This is a genomic window from Tolumonas auensis DSM 9187, assembly GCF_000023065.1.
Classification (GTDB): domain Bacteria; phylum Pseudomonadota; class Gammaproteobacteria; order Enterobacterales; family Aeromonadaceae; genus Tolumonas; species Tolumonas auensis.
Window position 1 is genome coordinate 230236 of record NC_012691.1, and the last position, 21006, is coordinate 251241.

A 21006-nucleotide genomic window follows, 5' to 3' on the forward strand; every position below is an offset into this window, starting at 1 on the left:
TCATGCTGAGACGGAGTTCAGGAAAATGCTGGTCGTCCGCTGCGGCGACCAGTGCCGGGAATGTGCGGACGGATAATGAAGATACATACCTGATTCATGCGGAAAACGGTATCTGGGCAGTGGCTGATGGCATGGGTGGGCATCAGCTGGGTGGTCTGGCCAGTCAGCTGGTCGCGGAATCGCTGCTTGATATCCCGGCTGGCGGCGATCTTGACCGGCGGCTGGAGCATGTCGCCACTGCGCTGCAATGGGTTAATTTTCATCTGAGTTGTGAGCGGACATTAGTTGATCCTCAGCAGATCATGGGTTCGACCGTGATGACATTGGTTGCTCAATCTGGTCGCGCTGCCTGCATCTGGGCAGGAGACTGCCGCTGCTATTTATTACGGTGTGGCGTGCTGTTTCAAATCAGCGAAGATCATAGTCTGGTGCAGCAATGGGTGGATGCAAAAAGGCTGACGGCGGAAGAAGCAATACAGCATCCGCACAGCAATATTGTTACCCGGGCGATAGGCGTAAGCAGAGAACTGGTACTGGAAAGTGTCGAGTTTGAACTGTATTCCGGCGATATGTTGTTACTCTGTACGGATGGACTCTATCGGGGATTATCTGCCGGGATTATCATACGGTGCCTTAGCTTCGCTGAACCAGAAAAAGCAGTTCAGGCGCTGATGCAGCATGCATTAGCGGGGGCGGCAAAAGATAACGTGACCGCAGTTGTTGTGCGGAATAATTAAAAACTACAGCACAAAATAATAATGGCAACAGAGGCGCGGGATGAATATAGCTCTGTTAAGTGAAGTGACAACTGATGTGACTACACCGCAATTATCTGCCGGCTATTCTATGCTGGCCGGGCGCTATAAGCTGGGAAATATTCTCGGTGTTGGTGGTATGGGCGTTGTTTATCGTGGCGTAGACACGATGCTGCAGACCTTTGGTGCGGCGAGTCATTTTATTGCGGTTAAGATGACCAGCACTGCGCTGGCGGATCATGTTCACGCGGATAAATTACTCTTTACCGAATATGAGCTCGGTTCCTGTCTGAAGCATCCTAATCTGGTGGCTATTCGTCATTTCGATGTTTGTCGTCAGCAGCAAAAAGCATTTCTGGTTATGGACTGGATTGAGGGGTTGCAGCTTGAGGAATTGCTTTACCGGCAGCGCATTCCTGCCGTTGTAGCATTAAAGCTGGCACGACAACTGGTCAATGGCGTGCGTTACTGCCATGAACAAGGCGTTGTTCATGGCGATATAAAACCCACCAATATTATTATTTCTCCTGATAATCATCTGACTTTGTTTGATTTTGGCATCAGCCGATGGCTTTCCCGGCCTGCAGCGAATCATCGTGAGGTTATCCGGGCGTGCAGTTGCCGTTATGCCGCACCTGAACTGTTTGACGTACATATCCCAAGTATTGCAACTGATGTTTTTTCGGTCTGTTGTGTCATTTACCGCTTATTCAGCGGAGAGCACCCTTTTAAAGATACGACGGATGAAGCTGCTGCCCGCAACGACGTCATTACGCCCGTTTTTCACCGGCGACATGCTTTAGATAAAGCGTTGCAACAAGGGCTCATGTGGTCACATCACAAACGCAGTTGCAATCTTGATTGGCTGCATAAGGTGTTGTCCGGACTGACTGAAAATGACTTTAAGAATAACTGGTTTATATAAAAATAAGGAAAGAGCACGATGTTTGTATCAGATAGCCCGGATGATGCGCTGTCCAGCCTCGGCAGTAGTGTCCGTGGTTTATTCAGCGCTAATGAATCGCGCTTTTTTCTTACCCTGAGCGGTCACGATGAAGACGTACAGGTTTTACGATTTACGGCGCAGGAATCGTTGAATTGTCCATGGGAGCTGGATATTACGCTGGTCAGCGAAGCGGAAAATATATCACCGGAGAAAATGGTGGGTAGTGCGGCCACGTTAACCTTATCGGGGTGTGCAGGCAGGAGTTATTACCACGGTCAGGTGTGGCAATTCCGGCGGCAGACACAAGGTAAACGACTGACACAATATCAACTGGTGATGCGTCCTTCGCTGTCCTGGCTTGGACTGGGCCGGAATCAGCGTATTTTCCAGCAAAAAAGTGTGCCCGATATCATCAGGCTACTTCTGCAGGAACAGCATGTCGCCAGCGATCAGGTGCAGTGGAAATTAAGCGGAACATATACTGCCCGCGATTATTGTGTTCAGTATGGCGAAAGCGATCTGCAATTTATCACGCGTTTGCTGGGCGAAGAGGGTATCCATTACCACTTTGCGCATGATGAAGGTGGCAGCAAGCTGATCTTTGCTGATCATCCATCAGGCTGGAGCACCGGGCTTGCTGCTGTACCGTATAAACCAGGTACGGGTCAGGCCGCAGATGAGGATACCCTGCAATCATTTCAGGTCAGACATGCTGTTTCAGTCAATATGATCTCCCGGCGTTATTTTGACCTACATAAACCACTTCAACTGACCGATGCAGAACAGAAAACATCACCGGCAGCGGGTAGTCCATCCCTGAAAAGGAATGACAGCGCCTGGCGTGATCACCTGAATCACTATGATTACCGCAGTGCTGAGCAACAGAGTATCAGTTCGGCACAACAGATCGCTGAACGTCACCTGGAATCACTGCAGCGCACCCGTATCACCGCTCAGGGGCGCGGTAACCTGTCACAGCTGCGTACCGGTTGGTTGTTACCGATCCGTGGACATGGTCGGGCGGAATTCAACAGTCAGTGGCTGCTTACTGAAGTCAGCTTAAGCGGTGAGCAGCCGCAAGTGCTGGAGGAGTTCAGTGGCGGGCAATCAAGTTTGAGCTGTCAGTTCAGTGCTGTGCCGTGGGATACACCGTGGCGACCTGATTTTGCGCCAGAAAAACCGTTGTTGTGCGGCATACAAACGGCCTGCGTGACGGGCCCTGCAGGTGAAGAGATTCATACCGACGAGTTGGGGCGCATCAAGGTGCAGTTTCACTGGGACAGAGAAGGTAAAGAGGATGAACGCACCAGCTGCTGGATCCGCGTTATGCACGATTGGGCCGGCAATGGTTATGGTGTTGTGAGATTGCCGCGTATTGGTCAGGAGGTACAGGTCAGCTTTGAAGACGGCAATCCGGATAAACCGCTGATAACCGGTTGTTTGCATAACGGTGAACAGCAAACTGCATGGGAGTTGCCTGTCCATATGACCCGCAGCGGCATCCGGACCTGCTCAAGCCCGGGTGGTGGTGGTTCCAACGAACTGCGGTTTGAAGATAAAAAAGGCAAAGAAGAACTGCGCTGGCAGGCAGAAAAAGACTGGGATGCCAAAATCCTGAGCTGCAGCCATACCCAAATCAATGGCGCACATGAAAGCGCTATTGGTGGTAATGACTATCGGGAAATAGAGGGTGAGCAGCACATCACCTTAGAAGCTGATACTCAGAAAGAAGTCGGTTTAAACCAGCACTGCACCATCCATGGTAGTCAGGAACAGCATATTGAACAAAAGTGCCTGATTCAGGCAGGGCAAAACGTAGTCTGGCAGAGTAAGAATCAGGCTATCTACCATGCCGGGACGGAACTGACGTTACAGGCTGGCGGCAGTTTTATCAAACTCGATCCATGTGGCATTACATTAAGCGGCCCGATGGTGACGATGAACCAGGGCGGCAGTGCATTATCTGCAGGCAGCGAATCCGCAGCATTACCACATAAACCGGCAGGAGCACACAGTGCCGGCATCGGTAAGGTGCCGCAGGCGAAAGCGCCGGAGAAAGTGATTAAAGTAGCGCCTGAGAAAGATTATCGGATAGTTTATTCGGATTAGATGATATGCCTGACGTGACGTCTGTGATGCAGCGCGCTATGCTCAACTGATATTATCATGTATCCATATGACATGATTGCCGATTTATCTCTTGTTGCAATCATCGTCCAGCCATGAGGTCTTCTATGTCGTTGTCGCCTTCTTTGTCAGAAATCATCGAACAGTTGAGTACACCGGAACGGGTATTTGCTGTGCGGGGGATCCGGCGTGGAATTGAACGTGAATCGTTGCGTATTACCCCGGAGGGACGTTTATCTCCGCTGGATCATCCTCGTCAGTTAGGTGCTGCGCTGACAAATGCCAATATCACCACTGATTATTCTGAAAGTCTGATGGAGTTCATTACACCGGTCTCTGATTCATTAGATGTTCTGCTGGCGCAGCTTGGTGATATCCATCGTTTTACCCAGCAAAACATCGGTGATGAGCGTTTATGGCCGCTGTCGATGCCCTGTTTTATTGGCGGGGAAGAGTCTATCCGGCTGGCACAATACGGCCGTTCGAATACCGGCCGCATGAAAACGCTCTATCGCCAGGGGCTGCATCACCGTTATGGCAGCATGATGCAGGTGATTGCCGGAGTGCATTTCAATTTTTCCATGCCGGACAGCTTCTGGAATGAATGGCTATCGCTGCAGCAGCCGGAATGCTGTCAGTGCAAACTGATTTCCGACAGTTATATGGGGCTGATCCGTAACGTGTACCGTTTTGGCTGGCTGATCCCTTATCTGTTCGGTGCGTCGCCGGCGCTGTGCAGTTCATTCCTGCAGGGGCGTGATACCGGGCTGCCATTTGAACGGGTTGGCAAAGGTACACTTTATCTGCCGTATGCGACTTCGCTGCGGTTATCCGATTTGGGGTATACCAACAAGTCACAAGCCAGTCTGAATATCAGCCACAATAATTTGCCGGACTATCTCACCTCAGTCCGTCGTGCGCTGGATACTAAAGATGAAGCTTTCGCCGCGATGGGAATTAAGGTCGGCGATGAATACCGTCAGCTGAATGATCATGTGTTGCAGCTGGAAAATGAGTTGTATGCACCGATCCGTCCGAAACGGACGCCGCGTTCCGGTGAGCGTGCCGTGGTGGCGCTGGAGCGGCGGGGCATTGATTACATTGAATTACGGACTCTGGATATCAATCCGTTCACACCGTTCGGTGTTGAACTGCAGCAGCTACGCTTCCTGGATCTGTTTCTGGTCTGGTGTCTGCTTCGTCCTTCACCGGTATTGGATGCAGCTGAAATTGAGCGGAATCGTCACAACATGAGTCATGTTGCTCTGGAAGGCCGTCGTCCGGGGTTACAGTTAATGACCGCAGAAGGTGAATTACCATTGCGCGTATGGGGTGAACAGCTGTTTGATGAATTGCAGCTTGTGGCTCAGCTGTTGGATCGGGCTAATGGCCGGATTCATTACCAGCTGGCATTACAGGCTCAGCGAGATAAGCTGATTGATCCGGATAAAACCTTGTCTGCGCAGGTATTAACGCATTTATTGCAGCATGATCTGGATAACGCGGAATTTGGTCGTCAGCAAGCGGAGTTGTTTCATCAGCAACTGCAGCACGCGCCGCTGCAATACTGGGAAGCCAACTACTTTACTGATGAGGCGCAGGCTTCTTTACTGAAACAGGCTGAACTGGAAGCGGATGATCATCAGTCCTTTGATGATTTTTTACGGCAATATCTGCAGTTGCCGCAAGCGGGTTATGCTCCCTGCGGCGTAGAGTAAACATATCATCTAACACCCGCCTGTAAAGGCGGGTTCATCCCTGCAGATGTTGTTCCAATAATTCCCGTAGCTGTGCTTCGGTCAGGCTGGTTTCCCAGTCGAAATCGGCATATTTGTGCATGCCACGCTGCACATCATCACGGGCCGCCATGGTTTCCAGATAGCGTGCAATATGCGGGAACTGCCAGATATCCTGCTTCTGATGTTCGTATAGTGTGATCCAGGGATAGATCGCCATATCGGCGATCGAATACTCATCGCTCGCGACATAGGTTTTATTAGCCAGTTGTTTATTTAACACCCCATATAACCGCGCCGTCTCTTCGGTATAGCGTTTAATACCATACGGTACTATCTCTGCCGCATAATGGTTGAAGTGGTGGTTTTGCCCGGCCATTGGCCCGAGGCCACCGATTTGCCAGTGCAGCCACTGTAAGACGGCATAACGGTCTGAACCATTGGCGGGTAAAAACTGACCATGTTTCTCCGCCAGATATGTCAGGATGGCGCCGGATTCGAAAATCTCAATGCCGGTGTCATGATCAATCAGTGCCGGGATACGGTTATTCGGGGAGATGGCCAGAAAGCTGGGCAGGAATTGATCACCCTTACGGATGTTGATCGGAATGACCTGATAGGGCACGTTGAGTGCTTCCAGCATCAGGGTGACTTTCTTGCCGTTCGGCGTCGGTGCATAGAACAAAGTATACATATCGGGCCCTTGCTGAGTCACAAATGGGAGCGAGCATAGCTTACTGTATCGCCATTAAGCGCGATCGTAAACCATCCCCGGCAGATCCTGCTGATCTTTGAATGTCCCCACATTTTGTGTAAATAAACCGCAGTAAGCGTTATCTCCGTCACAGACAAATATATATAAATATCGGCCTGATTTTTCTCTATCACAAGCTATTGGTTATTGTCTGCTTACTTTAATTTCATAATTGGCACATTAATTCCGTTAAATATTATCCATGCCGAAACCTTATATAGTTTGCTTACACCAGAACAAATACAAATAGCAACCACACTGCTAAGGAGAAATAAAGATGAGCGAAACAAATCCATCATCTGTACTAGAGGGAAGCGGGCAAATAAGAGAGCCCGGCGTTTTTGGTAAATTAATGGATATCAAGGTTGGGGTTATTTCATTGCCCGTTTACCTTGTGTTATCGTTTATTGTTTTAATGGCGGCAAAAACAGGAAATCTGCCAAATGATTTAATTGGTGGTTTTGCCGTTATTATGGTACTGGGTTTAATTTTGAGTGAATTAGGCATGAAATTGCCAATTCTGAAAAATATCGGTGGTCCGGCTATTCTGGCACTGATGGTTCCATCATTCCTGGTCTATTGGCAGGTACTGCCGTCTGGTGTGCTGGATTCAGTCACCACGCTGATGAAGAAAGCCAACTTCCTGTATCTGTATATCTCTATTCTGGTCTGCGGCAGTATGCTGGGGATGCATCGTCAGACGCTGGTCAATGGTCTGGCCCGTATCTTTATTCCGATGATTATCGGTACTGTGGTGGCGATTGCTACCGGTCTGCTGGTCGGTGTCGCACTGGGTTACAGCGTACATCACACGATTTTCTACATCATCGTGCCTATTATCTGCGGCGGTGTTGGTGAAGGTATTCTGCCGTTATCCATTGCTTATTCAGGCATTCTGGGTCCGGAAGCCGGTACTTTCGTGGCACAAATGATCCCTGCGGCTGTTATCGGTAATATCGTGGCTATCATCGCTGCGGGTCTGCTAAAGCGTATTGGTGACCGTAATCCGGCCTACAGTGGCGATGGTGTTCTGGTTAAATCCAGCGAAAATCTGGCCAATATGCCTTCTGCCGCGGATAAACCAATCGACTTCTCTATCATGGGCGCCGGCCTGCTGATGGCGTGCTCCTTCTTTATCGTTGGTACTGTCTTGGCGCACTTTATCGGTATCCCTGGTCCAATTATCATGATCCTGGCTGCGGCAAGTGCCAAAGCGCTGAAACTGATCCCTGAGAAACTGGAAACCGGTGCATTCCAGCTGTACAAATTCATTGCCGGTAACCTGACATGGCCGCTGATGGTGGGTCTGGGCATGCTGTATGTTCCGCTGAAAGACGTCGCTGCCATCATCTCTCTGCCTTATGTTCTGACTTGTATCGCGATTGTGGTTTCAATGATTATTTCAGGTTTCTATGTTGGCATGAAAATCAACATGTACCCGGTAGAAGCAGCCATTGTTACCGGTTGCCGTGGTGGTCTGGGTGGTACTGGCGACGTAGCCATTCTGTCTGCTGCCAACCGTATGTCTTTAATGCCATTCGCACAAATTTCAACCCGTATCGGCGGCGCGGCAACAGTAATTGGCGCAACCATTCTTCTGCAGATGTGGCACTAATATCTGAAGTTAATACGGCTGAATAAAACAAATTAATATCTGACTAATTCTGAGAGTGAATATTATGACTATTAATGCGGCTAAACATCACAATTATATTGTTCGTGCTATCGGTGGTGAGAAGATTAAATATGTGAATGAAATCATTCAGGGTATTGAATCTAATAAAGGCGAAATCAAGAAAATTGAAGCGGCGTACAAAGAAAATAAAGATAAATCAGTATTAGTGCATTTCCATGTTAATGATCTGACCAGTATCGCACAGATAAAAGATAATCTGGAAAATCGCTTTGGTGAGGCGGATATTCAGTTTATGGATGAAATAACCCATCTGCACCTTGGCGGTAAACTGGAAACCACGCTGAAACACAGTATCGACACCATGGCCGATCTGGCCAAAGTGTATACCCCGGGGGTCGCGCAGGTTTGTATGGAGATCGCGCATAATCCGGAACGCGCCTATGACCTGACCGTGAAGAAAAATACGGTCGCCGTGGTTTCTGATGGGACGGCGGTGCTGGGTCTGGGTGATATCGGTCCGGAAGCGGCGATGCCGGTCATGGAAGGTAAAGCGGCGCTGTTCAAACAGTTTGCCGGTGTGGATGCCTTCCCGATTTGTCTGGATACCAAAGACACGGAAGAGATCATCATGATCGTGAAGGCGCTGGCACCTACGTTCGGTGGTATCAATCTGGAAGATATTTCTGCGCCACGTTGTTTCGAAATTGAAGAACGCCTGAAGCAGGAGCTGGATATTCCGGTGTTCCATGATGATCAGCACGGCACGGCGGTGACTGTGCTGGCCGGTTTCCTCAATGCACTGAAAGTGTGTGAGAAAAACATCGCTGATGTGAAAGTGGTTCTGGTGGGGATTGGTGCGGCGGGGATTGCTGTTTCCAAAATGCTGCTGAATGCCGGTGTGAAAAATCTGATTGGGGTTGATCGCAACGGAGCGATTCACCGTGGTGAACCGTATTCAAACGAGAGCTGGAACGAATATGCGCGTCTGACTAATCCGGACAATCTGCAGGGTCCATTGTCTGACGTGATTGAAGGGGCGGATGTGTTTATCGGTCTGTCTGGCCCGGGCGTGCTGAAAGTCGATTATCTGAAGACGATGGCGAAAGATCCGATCGTGTTTGCGATGGCAAATCCGGCGCCGGAAATTTCACCGGAAGAAGCGGCACCGTATGTCCGTGTCATGGCAACCGGACGTTCTGATTATCCGAATCAGCTGAACAATGTGCTGTGCTTCCCGGGGATCTTCCGTGGTGCGCTGGATTGCGGTGCCCGTCAGATCACTGAAGAGATGAAACTGGAAGTCGCGAAAGCCATTGCGTCAGCGGTCTCTGATGAAGAACTGTCAGAAACCTACATCATTCCGGACATCTTCAATAAAGAGGTGGTGAAACGGGTGAGAGATGCGGTGGTTGAAACGGCTCACCGTACTGGTATGGCCAGAATCAGAAACAATAAACTGGAAAGTCTTACTGTTTAATCAAGGGATATAAAAGCGCACGTTCCACACTATTTATTCAGGGGTAGCGGTGGAACGTGCGGGATCTAACAATCCCGGTGTTGTGACGCAGGTAGAATAGGCGTCATTACAAAGTAAGGAAAAATTGTCAGTGTTAAAGCAAACCCCGCCGCTAAAACTACGCACCACTATTACGTTATTAGTCTGTTCCGTCATTGCATTAGTCTTATTTGTTGTGCATTCCGTCTATCTGACACAATCAACCGAACAAACCCGATTCAGTCTGGAAGACAAGGCAAAAGCGGTTTTGCATACGCTGACGGCTGCCCCATTCATTGCCAGCGCGCTGAGTAACGGGGGAGACAAAGCGGCACTGCAGGACTATATCGAACAGGTCCGGCAGCAAAACGAGCTCTTGTTTATCGTGGTGATGGATATGCAGGGGATCCGGCATACGCATCCTGATCCGTCACTGATTGGTAAGCATTTTATTGGTGGTGATGAGGTCAAGGCTCTGCATGGTCAGGAATCGATCTCCGAGGCAAAAGGTACGCTGGGGCCATCCTTGCGTATCATCAGTCCGTTATTTGATGCACGGCATCAGCAGATCGGTGCGATCGCAGTCGGGATCTCGACCGAGAAGATCCAGGAAATTATTGCGGCGAATCGCTGGTTTGCATACTGGGCGATTGCGTTCGGTGGTCTTGTCGGTTCGTTCGGCGCCTTTTTTCTGGCGCGGAAGATCAAAAAAATCATGTTCGGCATGGAGCCATCAGAAATTGCCAGTCTGCTGGAAGAGCGCAATGCCATGCTGCAATCCATCCGTGAAGGCATTATCGCTGTGAACGCCGACGAAAAAATCACGCTCATCAATGATGAAGCAAAACGTCTGCTGCGGCAGAATGGGGAACTGGAGAATCTGCTGCTGACAGAAAGCAGCAAACACTGGCCGGCATTGCTGCATCTGCGACAGGTACTGGCAACCGGACAGGCCCGGCAGGATGAAGAGATCGAATTTAACGGCAGTACCCTGCTGACCAACAGTGTACCGGTGCGCGTCAATGGCAAAGTCACCGGCGCGGTGGTGACGTTCCGTGACAAAACCGAAATCAGCCAGCTGCTGCAGCGGCTGAGCGGGATCTCGCATTACGCCGAGGCGCTGCGGGTGCAGGCACATGAATTCATGAACAAGCTGCATGTCATTCTTGGTATGGTCAATATCCGGGCTTATGATCAGCTGGAAAACTACATCATGGATACCGCCAATTATTATCATGCCGAAGTGGGCTCACTGATCCGTCAGATTAAAGATCCGGTCATTGCCGGATTTATTCTCGGGAAAATGAATCGCGGGCGTGAAATCGGCATCGATGTTAATGTCACACCAACCAGTTATCTGCCGGAATCAGCAGAATCGGAAGTGACACATGAGCTGGTCACTGTGCTGGGCAATCTGCTGGAAAATGCGATGGATGCGCTTGAGGGCAGTGATTCGGCGGCTATCGTCCTGACTTTTGATCATGATGATGGTCATCTGCGCTGTACTGTGAGTGATAATGGTCAGGGCATAGAGCCTGCCGTGGCCGCGCATATCTTTGAGCATGGTTTTTCCACAAAAGGCACCCGCCGGGGGATTGGCTTGTTCTTGGTCCGGCAGAGCCTGGAAAAGCTGGGCGGCACCATTGAATGTCAGTCTAAACCCGGTGAAGGCACGCGTTTTATTGTTTCCCTACCTTATGCCAGCAAGGAGTGTGGTTTGTGATTAATGTACTGATTGTCGATGATGATCCTATGGTGGCTGAACTGAACCGTCGTTATCTGGAACAGGTGGACGGTTTCCGCTGGCTGGGGTCTGTATCCACGATTCAGGCGGCGAAACAGAAACTGCTGGAGAGTGAGCCGCCGATCGATCTGGTACTGCTGGATATTTATATGCAGAAGGATAACGGTCTTGATCTGTTACCGGTGATCCGCCAGATGCCAAACAATATTGATGTGATCATGATTTCTTCTGCCAGTGACATGCCGGCCATTAAAAAAGCGTTACGGTATGGCGTGGTCGATTATTTGATCAAACCGTTTCAGTTCGCCCGTTTTCAGGAGGCGTTGTCCGCCTACCGGGAAGAGCGTCAGATGCTGGCACAGCGGGAAGAGTTAAATCAGTCCGAACTGGATAACCTGATCCGGCGCAGTAACAGTCGCCCAGCATCAGAAAAGCTCAGGCTGCCGAAAGGCTTAACCCGGTTGACGCTGCAAGCAGTATGGGAATGGATCAAGCAGGGGCATAGACAGGGCTTTTCCACCGAGGAAATGGCGAATGAGATTGGTATTTCGCGCGTATCCTGCCGTAAATATCTGGTGTATATGGCAGAGATCGGTGTGCTGGATACCGACATTTTTTATGGTTCTGTGGGGCGGCCGGTTTATTTGTATAAGCTGGTTCCTGCCAAGGTTGAAATCATGGATACACTGCTCCGCTAGCTAATTTTTATTTCAATTTCTGAACGGATGTCTGTTTGCCGGGCGAGGATTTCATTTATTATTGATCTGCATAATACATGTGTCGTTTGCGTCTGATTTTCCTGCCTTTTAATTAAATATGGCGGCAAGGTCATGTGTATTGAATTGGCTGACTCAATAATGGACTTCTCGTGAGTGAAGAAAATAATGCATATGACCCGGCTGCATAAGCAGATTGTGAATCGAGTTGGCTTGATTGTTATTGCGTTGGCCTTTCTGGTGACGGCCAGCTGCATTGGTATTATTAGCTGGCTTTATCTCAAAACAGATGCTGAACAGGTGGCAGCGGAATTAACCAAAGTTGAGCTGTTGCTGCAAAATGAGCGTGATGGTCTTAGCCGTGCGGTAAATGATTATGCTGTCTGGGATGACGCGTATGACTATGTCAGCAAGCCCAACCGGAAATTTGAAACCGATAATTTTACCCAGCAATCGCTTAATGTGATGCAACTGGATTTTGTTGCGATTATGGCCGCTCCGGGTAAGACGCTGTTTTCTTCGGAAATTAATCCCGCCTATTCCAATATCACGGCAACCCCGGCAATTCATACCCCGTTACTGTGGTCTCTGCTGGCCAAATTACCTGACTGGCAGCAGAGGAACGGTGAGAAGATGCAATCAACCTATCTGACTGCCGCCAATGGCCGCCCATTATTACTGGCTGTGTCCGGTATATTTGATTCCTCGCTGGAACAGCCGCACAGCGGCCTGATGATTTTTGGCCGCTATCTGGACGGAACTTATTTACAGCGTCTGCAGCAGCTCGCGGAAAGTCAGCTACAGATATCCGCACAAATGCCGGTACAGAAAATAACCGCGCCGTTATATCACACAGAGCAAACCGCCAGTAAGCGCTTAACCAGCTGGCAAACCCCGGATATCTGGCTGCAGGTCAGCAAAGACGTTAACTGGCAGCAACGTTATCTGATGATGGCACTGTTTGCTCTTGGTCTGCTGCTGGTGCTGCTATTTACATCCTGGGTTCTGCAGCGCTTGTTGAACCGGCTGGTGGTCGAACGAATTGAAACCTTTGCTGAGCTGGCATCGCGCCGTACGCAGGGGGAGCGGATTTACTGGCCGGTGGAAGGACAGAACGAGCTTGATTTGCTGGCGCGGACCTTCAATGAACTGATGGATGAAGTTCAGGCTGCACAAAAGAATATGCATGACCTCAGTATTACGGATACGTTGACGGCCTTAGGCAACCGGCGCGGTATGGAAGAACAGGTCAGCAAAATGATGAAGACTTGCCAGCTGGGAACACCACTGAGCATGCTGTTGATGGATCTTGATGGTTTCAAGCTGATCAATGACAGTCTCGGACATGCCGCCGGCGATTTGCTGCTGCAGGAAGTGGCGCAACGGATGCGGCAGGTGATGCGCCGGCAGGATAAGTTGTTCCGCATGGGCGGAGATGAGTTCGCTGTGCTGATGCCGCATACGACCGCTGAACAGGGACATCTGCTCGCGGAACGGCTGATCGAAACACTGGTGGCACCGATCCATTTTGGTCAGCATCGGTTGAGTGTTTCCGGTTCCGTTGGGGTAGCCCAGTGGGATGGTGAAACGGATGGTTTAGAACTGATGCGTCATGCTGATCTGGCGATGTATGTTGCGAAACGGGATGGCAAATCGTGTGTCCGTCTGTTTGAGAAAGGCATGAGCGGCGTTGCGTCGGAACGTATGACGCTGGAACAGGAGCTGCGCCGTGCTATCGCCGAACAGAGTATTGAACCGCATTTTCAGCCAGTGATCGATACCGGCAGTGGTAATGTCGTGGCGGTCGAAATGCTGGCCCGCTGGCGGCGCAATAATGAATCAGTTCCACCGCTGGGGTTTATCCGTCTGGCCGAGGACCTGGGGTTAATTAATCAGCTTTCCATGCAATTGCTGGAAAAAGGATTAACGGCACTGCGCCATTTCCGCCAGCACTATCCCGAGCTCAAACTGCAGATCAACATTTCGCCGTTACAGTTTGCTGATCGCCATCTGGCTCTTACCATGCTGCAAACTATCGCCGCCTATGATCTGCCATCAACGGCACTGGCGGTGGAACTGACGGAAGGGGCAATGCTGCTGTACCCGGAACAGGTAGAGCAAACGATGCGGCAATTCGTGGAAGCCGGTGTCAGTCTGCATCTGGATGATTTCGGTACCGGTTATTCCTCACTGGCGCGCCTGCGTGATTTACCCTTTGATACGGTAAAACTGGATCGTTCGTTTGTCGTGATGCTCGGCGAAGGGGATACTACACTGTCACAAGCGGTCTTTGATATGGCAACCAGCATGCACATGGATCTGATTGCGGAAGGTGTTGAAAATCAGACCGAATATGAAGAGCTGCAAGCGATTGGTTACCGCCAGATGCAGGGCTATATGTTTGCCCGTCCGATGCCTGAAACCGCATTAATTCAGTGGCTGCAGGCGCATGCTGCTGCCTGATAGACAGCAGATCCGGTATTCCACCGGATCTGCCAGGCCGGTTACTGCCACCACTGATAGAAATGGTGCACCGGGCCGATGCCGTGTCCGACATCCAGCTGATCAGCCTGCGCTAATGCACCGGAAAGCCATGTCTTGGCGTGAGATATGGTTTCCGGCCAGTTTTTATAGCGCGGATATAAAGCGGCAATTGCAGAGGACAATGTGCAGCCAGTGCCATGCGTATTCTTGGTCTGAATCCGTGGCGCTGTAAACGGAATTGCCTCTTGTGGTGTGATCAGCCAGTCGGGGCTGTTGCTGCCACTCAGATGACCGCCTTTCATCAGCACCGCCTGACATCCCGCCTTGAGTAAATTGCGTCCCTGTTCCACCATTTCTGTTTCTGTTGTCGCCTCGTCACAGCCGAGCAAGGCGGCCGCTTCCGGCAGATTCGGAGTAACAATACTGGCTTGCGGCAGCAGGTGCCGGCGCAGTGCATCTATCGCAGAGTCAGCCAGCAGACGATGCCCGTTTTTGGACACCATGACCGGATCCAGCACCACACAAGCCGGTCGCCATTCTCGCAGAGCTTCTGCAACTGCGGCAATAATGGCGGTATCTGCCAGCATGCCTATTTTCACTGCATCAACCCGGATATCGCTGAACACCGCCTGACATTGTGCCGTGACAAAGGCTGCCGGTACGGCGTGTACCGCTTGTACGCCTTGTGTATTTTGCGCGGTGAGGGCGGTGATCACACTCATGCCATAAGTGCCGAGTGCGGAAAAAGTTTTCAAATCGGCCTGAATGCCGGCACCGCCACTGCAGTCTGAGCCGGCAATGGTTAAAGTATGGGGGATCATGGTCTGGCCTCGTGAATAAGTTGTCCTAATGTGCGGGTTGCCAGCGCCGGATCTGCTACGGCACAGATCGCGGAGACCACCGCAATCCCGTCTGCTCCGGCCCGGATGATATCGGAAGTTTCGCTGGCGCCGATCCCGCCGATTGCAACCACCGGCTGGTGGATTTGGGTCATCCAGTCACGGAAGGTCGCTAAACCGATAGCAGGATCCGCATCCTGCTTGGTGCCGGTCGGAAATACCGGGCCGATACCTAAATAATCAGCCAGCAGGCAATCATCACCCTGCAGATGGTGCGCTTTGGATATGGAAAGACCCAGAATTTTGTCGGGTCCTAATAACTGACGCGCCATTGCCAGAGGCAGATCGCCTTGTCCCAGGTGTACGCCATCCGCATCACAGGCCAGGGCAATATCGATATGATCATTGATCAGAAACGGCACCCGCGCTTCACGGCTCATCGGCAGGATCTGCTGTGATAATCGCAGCCAGTCACGTTTTTTCCACTGCGGTGCCCGTAACTGGATAACGGTAACACCCGCATCCAGCACTTGCTGTGTCAGCTTGATGGTGGCGTCAAAACCGCCACACATCACCGGGTCCAGCACCAGATAAAGGGATAAATCCAGTTTCATGCCAGTGCCTCGGCGATGGTCACGGCATCCAGCAGATAAAGGTTATCCAGAAACGCCGGTACAAAACTTCCCGGACCTTTTGCTTTCGCTGCGGCACGTTGTCCGGCAATTGCCATAACCGCACACGCACTGGCGACAGCATCTAACCGGTCTTTTTCTTCACACCCGGCGATAAAAGCCGCGACGACGCTGGAAAGCGCACAGCCGGTGCCGGTCACGCGGGTCATCAGCGGGTCACCGGCTTTGATACTGACGACACGCTCACCATCGGTGATGTAATCAATTTCACCTGTGACGGCGACAATGGCACCGCTGCTTTTGGCCAGTACCTGTGCCGCCTCAATGGCCTGATCGCTCTGGTTGGCGCTATCGACACCTTTACCTGCAGCAGCCTGACCCGCCAGCGCCATGATTTCTGAAGCGTTACCACGAATGGCTGCCGGGTGTTGTTGCAGCAGTTCACGGCATAATTCAGTTCTGTAAGGCAAAACACCTGCTGCAACGGGATCCAGCACCCATGGTGTGCCAGCTTGATTCGCCGACTGAACGGCGATGCGGATGGTCGCGGCCTGAGCGGATGTCAGCGTGCCCACATTAACAGAAAGTACAGACGCGATAGCCGCAAAGCTGCCAGCTTCTTCGGGGGCGGTGATCATGGCGGGAGCCGCACCCAGAGCCAGTAATACATTGGCGGTAAAACCGGTCACGACATCGTTGGTGATGACATGGGTGAGGGGTACAGATCGGCGAATTCGTTCGAGATGGGTAGCAACAATCGTTGCGGGCAGAGCTTGCGGCATAAGTCCTCCTTCAAAATGGCAGACAAAATGCGCAGCAAAAGGAGGACGGAGATACCCGTCGTGAACTCCCTACGCTGGCATGATCCAGATCAGGTGCAACGGGTATTTCTCAGCTGCCAGGCAGCACCCCGGTCACGGTTAATCTTCATTCTGGCGGTCAGCCGGTGCGACTGTCAACAGAACTGTCGGACGTATTACTTCTTGCGATTCAGTTTTGCCATCTTGCGCAGCAAATCATCGGCCATGGTTGCCGGATCTTCGACGACACCATCGGCATCCGCTAATGGAAAGACCGCAACCGCAACCCCATCTTCACTCATCCCCTTTACCCAGCGATCCAGCCAGGTTTTCAGTGGAACAGCATAAGGTTCACACGCTGCAAAGTCATTGCCAGCCCAGGCTTTGGCATAATCAGGATGCGGCCAGACAGGAATACATTCCTCATCATCAGTTGATAGTGACACACAGCCCTCATCATCTTTGAGGATCCAAACTTCATTGTGCAGCACAGCCTGCTGTAAAAAATGGTGGTAACGTTGCTCTGCATCCTGAGCCAGGGTGGTTTGAAATTCTTCAGGGGATAGCGGATAGGTCATGATCATTTCTCTGATATTTGAAGTTAAAAATTTAAGGCCTAGGATTTCCAACAACATACCATGTTAAGCTCTTTTGTCTGAATTATGTGTTCAATGCAGGTCAGATGCTGTGCCAAGAGATGTGAAAATGGATATCAATGGAAAAAACAGAGTAGTCAATCTGCTGAGACAGCATTCTCATTCCAGAGTGGAACTCGCAAAAAAAACGGGGCTGGTAAAGTCATCCTTAACCAAAATAACGCAGCAATTGCTGAATGATGGAATTATAGAAGAAATAGATGTTCTCCAGCCCAAATCTCGGCACAGATCAGATGGACGGCCACAGACACTATTACAGTTAAAGCCCCGGGTTAATCACAGCATCTGTTTTTACGTCTCCACAGAAAATATCTGCGGAAATCTGATCGATCAAACCAATACTATTATCGATAACTATCAACAGATCTGGGATTTAACCCGGCCAGAGAGCGCATTATCAGTAGAGTTTTTTGTTGATCTGATAAAAAAAATTTCCATTCGGCTCTGTGAGCAGAATCAGCTTTCACTAACAGAAATTAAAATTATTACTGTCGCCACGCAAGGAAAGCTGGCCCAGGCATCCGGGACAGTATTTTACAGTCAACTATTTAAAGATAAGCATTTTAATCTGACCGCAGCGATTACTGCAGCAACCGGTATTGAAAGCAAAATTTTTAATATCGCTTATTGCTCATCTCATCGCATCCAGCAGCTATATCCGCAGCATGACAGCTTTATTACCGTTCTTCTCGGTTATGGTGTCGGCGTTGGTATTGTCATTGATAAACAGATTATTCTGGGGCCTCAAGGGACTGCACCTGAAATCAGTCACGTTACTTATTCTGAACATGGGCCGCTTTGTTACTGTGGTGCCCGGGGTTGTGCTGAAACCTATCTGACCTATCACGCCATTATTGGCAAGATCAACAAATCGGATCCGCAGAATTTTCCGCGTGACACCATAGCGAAACAGCTTGAGCACATTAATCAGGAATTGAGTCGGCATAACATTTTGTGCGAACAGATTATTCGGGAAGTGGGAAGGGTATTGGGACATGTCTTGAGTCAGTTGATTACTATTTTTAATATCAAGACTGTCATTCTGAACGGTGAAATCAGCGTCTTCTATCCATTACTCAAGGAAGAGATTGACACTTATCTGGCCGGGCACAGTGATTATCGCTATGGTGCGGGATCTACCCATATTCTGCGGGAACCTGATGATAATGTGGCTTTTCAGGGGCTGATTGAACTGACCAACGAATCCTATCTGGTATGAAACAGACGACGCCTGCACAAAAAAGAGCTCTTTGTGCAGGCGTCGTGTTACTTGCTTTTAGTTTTTCACTTTGATGACAACCCGACGATAACTGGTCAGCGCTGGCTGTCCATTATCGGTCACCGCCAGAATAACGTGAGCCTCGCCGCCCTCATCGCAAGGCGCTTTTGCGTCTGGAAGCCAGACATCCCGGCAAGTCTTGTTCACTTTGACCGTTGTCTTGCTCTGATCCGCAGAAAGCACGGTAATGTCGGCCAGACCCGGTTTACCGACTTCGCCGCTATATCCCGCTTCCTTATAATGGAACCAGCTATAAGTCAGTGCGTTCTTATCGGGATCGTGGCTGGCGGACGCATCAAGCGAAATGCTGTCGCCCGGCTTGGCATTGATATAGATAACCTCTTTTCCTTCGTTGCCATTCACACTCAGTACCGGGTGGTGGTTGGCATCGTCGAAAGATTTGATGGTCCAGTCCATGCGGGCCGCAAAATCATTCTGGAACTGATCACGCCAGCGCCAGATTGTCGCCTGGTCAGAGGTATATTCTTTTCCATCGGCACCCACAACGGTATCGGCAGATGTTACACGAGGGAACCAGTCACCCCCCTGAGTCCAGATAGAACGGCTTTCACCATATGGCTGACGGTAGATATAACGGCCACCCCAACCACCCCAGCTTGGGCTACGGAAACTATTCAGGCCGTTATCAGTAAGACCGAGATAAGCCGGTGTATCACCTTCCATAATGAAGGCATATTTCAGATAGTGTTTGCCGAGCGGACCCTTGCTGCGGATATTCACATCCAGCCATTCGTTGGCGACCTTGCTGAAATCGGCTCCGGCGCCGTTTTTGTAATATTCGTCCCCGGCTATACCCGTCCAGGTTGCGGACGCATATTCACCGCCATCGGGTGAAGAGGGTTTAACGATATAGGATACGTTTGGAAATTCTTTGCGGATCCAGGGACCGGCATCATCCTGATCTGAGATCGAATAGACGCGAAGCTTGGCTTCGAACTGCTTCAGCTGTTCCGCAGAACGGGTCGCTTTTACATCATACAGCGCCTGAGCAAGTGTGTTCGCACCGCCCCAGACTGTTACCCATACCGGGCGCTCGTCTGCCTTGTCGACTGCAGCAATCAAAGCCTGAGAGCCGGGAGACGACTTGCCTTTGCCCACATCAGCCATGCCATAGCCCGGCTGACCATTAGTAACCAGACTTTCCAGATAAGACTTCGTTGGCCAGTTTGCCGCGTGCTTCATCAGATTGGGTCTGACTTCGTCATAGGCTGAGATAATGCCCTTAATCGTCCCGGTTTCACGCTTTGAGCGCTGCCATGTCGAAGTCGTTGCGACTAACCCTTCAAGATCAATCTCGTTGGAGTAGGTCAGTAAGCGGACCATCGACATTTGATCATCCGGTTCGTTCCCCATATCCGTCAGGACAAACATGCGGGGGTGGCCGGAATACATATCAATGTTTTCTGCTGCACTGACGCTCGAAGAAATGATACTGGCTGACATCATCCCCAGGATCAGACTGCCTGCCAGGTACTTATGTTTATATGACTTTTTCTGCTGTTTCTTTGCCATTTACGTAGCCCCTTGTGTGTGAGTTCTGTCTAATTATGTGCAGGTAATCTAACGTTACTGCCTATATAGTTTACTTGGTGAACTATATAAATGGTATCCCGATTATTCTGAATTGTTGTGTGATGAATCACAGAAACGGATGAGAAAAAGGCCGAAAAAAACAAGGCCCTGAATGATCAGGGCCTTGTTTGCGGTATATAGACGATTGTTTTGGCTAAACCTTAGAACGGTTAAATTCACCTGATAATTTATTTATCTAAAAATATTATTATATTTCAATTAACTATGTTTAGTTATCTAATTTCATGTAATGATTTTTGTAAAGTTTAAAGGTTTTTATGCAAGATTTTTTTACATATTTTGGATAGATTAGTATGAGATCTGAACTGTTTTAGACGCATCCGGCCCTTGAAGCAAATTAGAACGTTCAGGTCAGTAATCGTCACCGAATGGCATGTCTAACAATGAATGGACTTACCTTCATAAGATCATCTTTTCGTTTATGAACCCAGCTTGTTCAGCTTATATTTTGAAATCGTCAGATTATTTAAAAATGAGTTTTCTTGCTTTGTAAACAGGCATTGATGGCCCAGTAAAAAGTACCAGAATTTTTTTTGGTGTCGCTATGTGGAATAGAACCAGAAAGGGGGAGCTCTTCTCTCCTGGTTTCGGCTTTTCAGTGCAACGGATAGTGACTCCCACTAGTAATCTAATTCGATATAAAGGATAAAAAATCATTATCTGTCGCTGATGATTTCACTGCTCTTAAATTATCTAGGGCATCGATTATACTAGATGAATACATTTTTTTTGATGTTGAAAATAATATCTAAACGCCAACGGTAACATTTTTTGTAACAAGCACTATGTCACA

Annotated in this window: 16 protein-coding genes and 1 riboswitch; of the genes, 10 read left to right on the forward strand and 6 right to left on the reverse strand. The window is 49.8% G+C overall.

The window, feature by feature from the left end:
• Positions 1-2: 2 nt before the first annotated feature.
• The 4 genes from TOLA_RS01110 to gshA all read left to right on the forward strand — a co-directional run bounded on the left by TOLA_RS01110 (position 3) and on the right by gshA (position 5546).
• Positions 3-737, forward strand: a complete 735-nt coding sequence (locus tag TOLA_RS01110) for a PP2C family protein-serine/threonine phosphatase (RefSeq protein WP_012728436.1) — start codon at positions 3-5, stop codon at positions 735-737.
• A gap of 40 nt (positions 738-777) precedes the next feature.
• The gene (locus tag TOLA_RS01115; protein ID WP_012728437.1) at positions 778-1680 is read left to right on the forward strand and encodes a serine/threonine protein kinase; all 903 of its coding nucleotides are present in this window, start codon (positions 778-780) and stop codon (positions 1678-1680) included.
• A gap of 18 nt (positions 1681-1698) precedes the next feature.
• Entirely contained in the window at positions 1699-3810 is a 2112-nt protein-coding gene (locus TOLA_RS01120) for a type VI secretion system Vgr family protein (RefSeq protein ID WP_012728438.1), read from the forward strand.
• A gap of 125 nt (positions 3811-3935) precedes the next feature.
• Positions 3936-5546, forward strand: coding sequence for a glutamate--cysteine ligase (gshA, locus tag TOLA_RS01125; RefSeq protein ID WP_012728439.1), 1611 nt, complete (start codon positions 3936-3938; stop codon positions 5544-5546).
• 34 nt (positions 5547-5580) lie between these two features.
• Here the strand turns inward: gshA and TOLA_RS01130 are convergent, their stop codons facing one another.
• On the reverse strand, positions 5581-6258 hold the full coding sequence (locus tag TOLA_RS01130; protein WP_012728440.1) for a glutathione S-transferase N-terminal domain-containing protein: 678 nt from the start codon (positions 6256-6258) through the stop codon (positions 5581-5583).
• A 337-nt stretch (positions 6259-6595) separates the two neighbouring features.
• On the opposite strand from TOLA_RS01130, the gene TOLA_RS01135 reads away from it, so the two are divergent.
• The 5 genes from TOLA_RS01135 (at position 6596) to TOLA_RS16275 (ending at position 14372) form a co-directional block, all read left to right on the forward strand.
• The gene (locus TOLA_RS01135) at positions 6596-7933 is read left to right on the forward strand and encodes a 2-hydroxycarboxylate transporter family protein (protein ID WP_012728441.1); all 1338 of its coding nucleotides are present in this window, start codon (positions 6596-6598) and stop codon (positions 7931-7933) included.
• Positions 7934-7997: 64 nt separating this feature from the next.
• Entirely contained in the window at positions 7998-9431 is a 1434-nt protein-coding gene (locus TOLA_RS01140) for an NAD(P)-dependent malic enzyme (RefSeq protein WP_012728442.1), read from the forward strand.
• 130 nt (positions 9432-9561) lie between these two features.
• A complete protein-coding gene (gene dcuS / locus TOLA_RS01145) occupies positions 9562-11172 on the forward strand; it encodes a DcuS/MalK family sensor histidine kinase (protein WP_012728443.1) in 1611 nt (536 codons plus the stop codon).
• Entirely contained in the window at positions 11169-11891 is a 723-nt protein-coding gene (gene dcuR, locus TOLA_RS01150; protein WP_012728444.1) for a two-component system response regulator DcuR, read from the forward strand. The genes dcuS and dcuR overlap by 4 nt, the downstream gene beginning before the upstream one ends.
• 186 nt (positions 11892-12077) lie before the next feature.
• A complete protein-coding gene (locus tag TOLA_RS16275; RefSeq protein WP_012728445.1) occupies positions 12078-14372 on the forward strand; it encodes a putative bifunctional diguanylate cyclase/phosphodiesterase in 2295 nt (764 codons plus the stop codon).
• A 41-nt stretch (positions 14373-14413) separates the two neighbouring features.
• Here the strand turns inward: TOLA_RS16275 and thiD are convergent, their stop codons facing one another.
• From thiD to TOLA_RS01175, 4 genes are all read right to left on the reverse strand, one after another.
• Positions 14414-15214, reverse strand: coding sequence for a bifunctional hydroxymethylpyrimidine kinase/phosphomethylpyrimidine kinase (thiD, locus tag TOLA_RS01160; RefSeq protein WP_012728446.1), 801 nt, complete (start codon positions 15212-15214; stop codon positions 14414-14416).
• Positions 15211-15846, reverse strand: coding sequence for a thiamine phosphate synthase (thiE, locus tag TOLA_RS01165; protein WP_012728447.1), 636 nt, complete (start codon positions 15844-15846; stop codon positions 15211-15213). Before thiE ends, thiD begins: the two co-directional genes overlap by 4 nt.
• Positions 15843-16646, reverse strand: a complete 804-nt coding sequence (thiM, locus tag TOLA_RS01170; RefSeq protein ID WP_012728448.1) for a hydroxyethylthiazole kinase — start codon at positions 16644-16646, stop codon at positions 15843-15845. The genes thiE and thiM overlap by 4 nt, the downstream gene beginning before the upstream one ends.
• Before the next feature lie 48 nt (positions 16647-16694).
• Positions 16695-16787, reverse strand: a riboswitch (TPP riboswitch).
• Positions 16788-16840: 53 nt separating this feature from the next.
• On the reverse strand, positions 16841-17242 hold the full coding sequence (locus TOLA_RS01175; RefSeq protein ID WP_041609595.1) for a DUF2750 domain-containing protein: 402 nt from the start codon (positions 17240-17242) through the stop codon (positions 16841-16843).
• Positions 17243-17369: 127 nt separating this feature from the next.
• On the opposite strand from TOLA_RS01175, the gene TOLA_RS01180 reads away from it, so the two are divergent.
• Positions 17370-18539, forward strand: coding sequence for an ROK family protein (locus TOLA_RS01180; protein WP_012728450.1), 1170 nt, complete (start codon positions 17370-17372; stop codon positions 18537-18539).
• Between the two features lie 57 nt (positions 18540-18596).
• On the opposite strand, the gene TOLA_RS01185 is transcribed toward TOLA_RS01180, so the two are convergent.
• Positions 18597-20132 (reverse strand): nucleoside hydrolase-like domain-containing protein, encoded by a 1536-nt coding sequence (locus TOLA_RS01185; RefSeq protein WP_012728451.1) that lies wholly within the window; start codon positions 20130-20132, stop codon positions 18597-18599.
• Between the last annotated feature and the right edge of the window lie 874 nt (positions 20133-21006).

Bases quoted from the DNA above. Each gene is read 5' to 3' on its own strand.
- TOLA_RS01110 (WP_012728436.1), top strand. From the start codon at position 3: ATGCTGAGACGGAGTTCAGGAAAATGCTGGTCGTCCGCTGCGGCGACC.
- TOLA_RS01115 (WP_012728437.1), top strand. From the start codon at position 778: ATGAATATAGCTCTGTTAAGTGAAGTGACAACTGATGTGACTACACCG.
- TOLA_RS01120 (WP_012728438.1), top strand. From the start codon at position 1,699: ATGTTTGTATCAGATAGCCCGGATGATGCGCTGTCCAGCCTCGGCAGT.
- gshA (WP_012728439.1), top strand. From the start codon at position 3,936: ATGTCGTTGTCGCCTTCTTTGTCAGAAATCATCGAACAGTTGAGTACA.
- TOLA_RS01130 (WP_012728440.1), bottom strand. From the start codon at position 6,258: ATGTATACTTTGTTCTATGCACCGACGCCGAACGGCAAGAAAGTCACC.
- TOLA_RS01135 (WP_012728441.1), top strand. From the start codon at position 6,596: ATGAGCGAAACAAATCCATCATCTGTACTAGAGGGAAGCGGGCAAATA.
- TOLA_RS01140 (WP_012728442.1), top strand. From the start codon at position 7,998: ATGACTATTAATGCGGCTAAACATCACAATTATATTGTTCGTGCTATC.
- TOLA_RS16275 (WP_012728445.1), top strand. From the start codon at position 12,078: ATGCATATGACCCGGCTGCATAAGCAGATTGTGAATCGAGTTGGCTTG.
- thiD (WP_012728446.1), bottom strand. From the start codon at position 15,214: ATGATCCCCCATACTTTAACCATTGCCGGCTCAGACTGCAGTGGCGGT.
- thiE (WP_012728447.1), bottom strand. From the start codon at position 15,846: ATGAAACTGGATTTATCCCTTTATCTGGTGCTGGACCCGGTGATGTGT.
- thiM (WP_012728448.1), bottom strand. From the start codon at position 16,646: ATGCCGCAAGCTCTGCCCGCAACGATTGTTGCTACCCATCTCGAACGA.
- TOLA_RS01175 (WP_041609595.1), bottom strand. From the start codon at position 17,242: ATGACCTATCCGCTATCCCCTGAAGAATTTCAAACCACCCTGGCTCAG.
- TOLA_RS01180 (WP_012728450.1), top strand. From the start codon at position 17,370: ATGGATATCAATGGAAAAAACAGAGTAGTCAATCTGCTGAGACAGCAT.
- TOLA_RS01185 (WP_012728451.1), bottom strand. From the start codon at position 20,132: ATGGCAAAGAAACAGCAGAAAAAGTCATATAAACATAAGTACCTGGCA.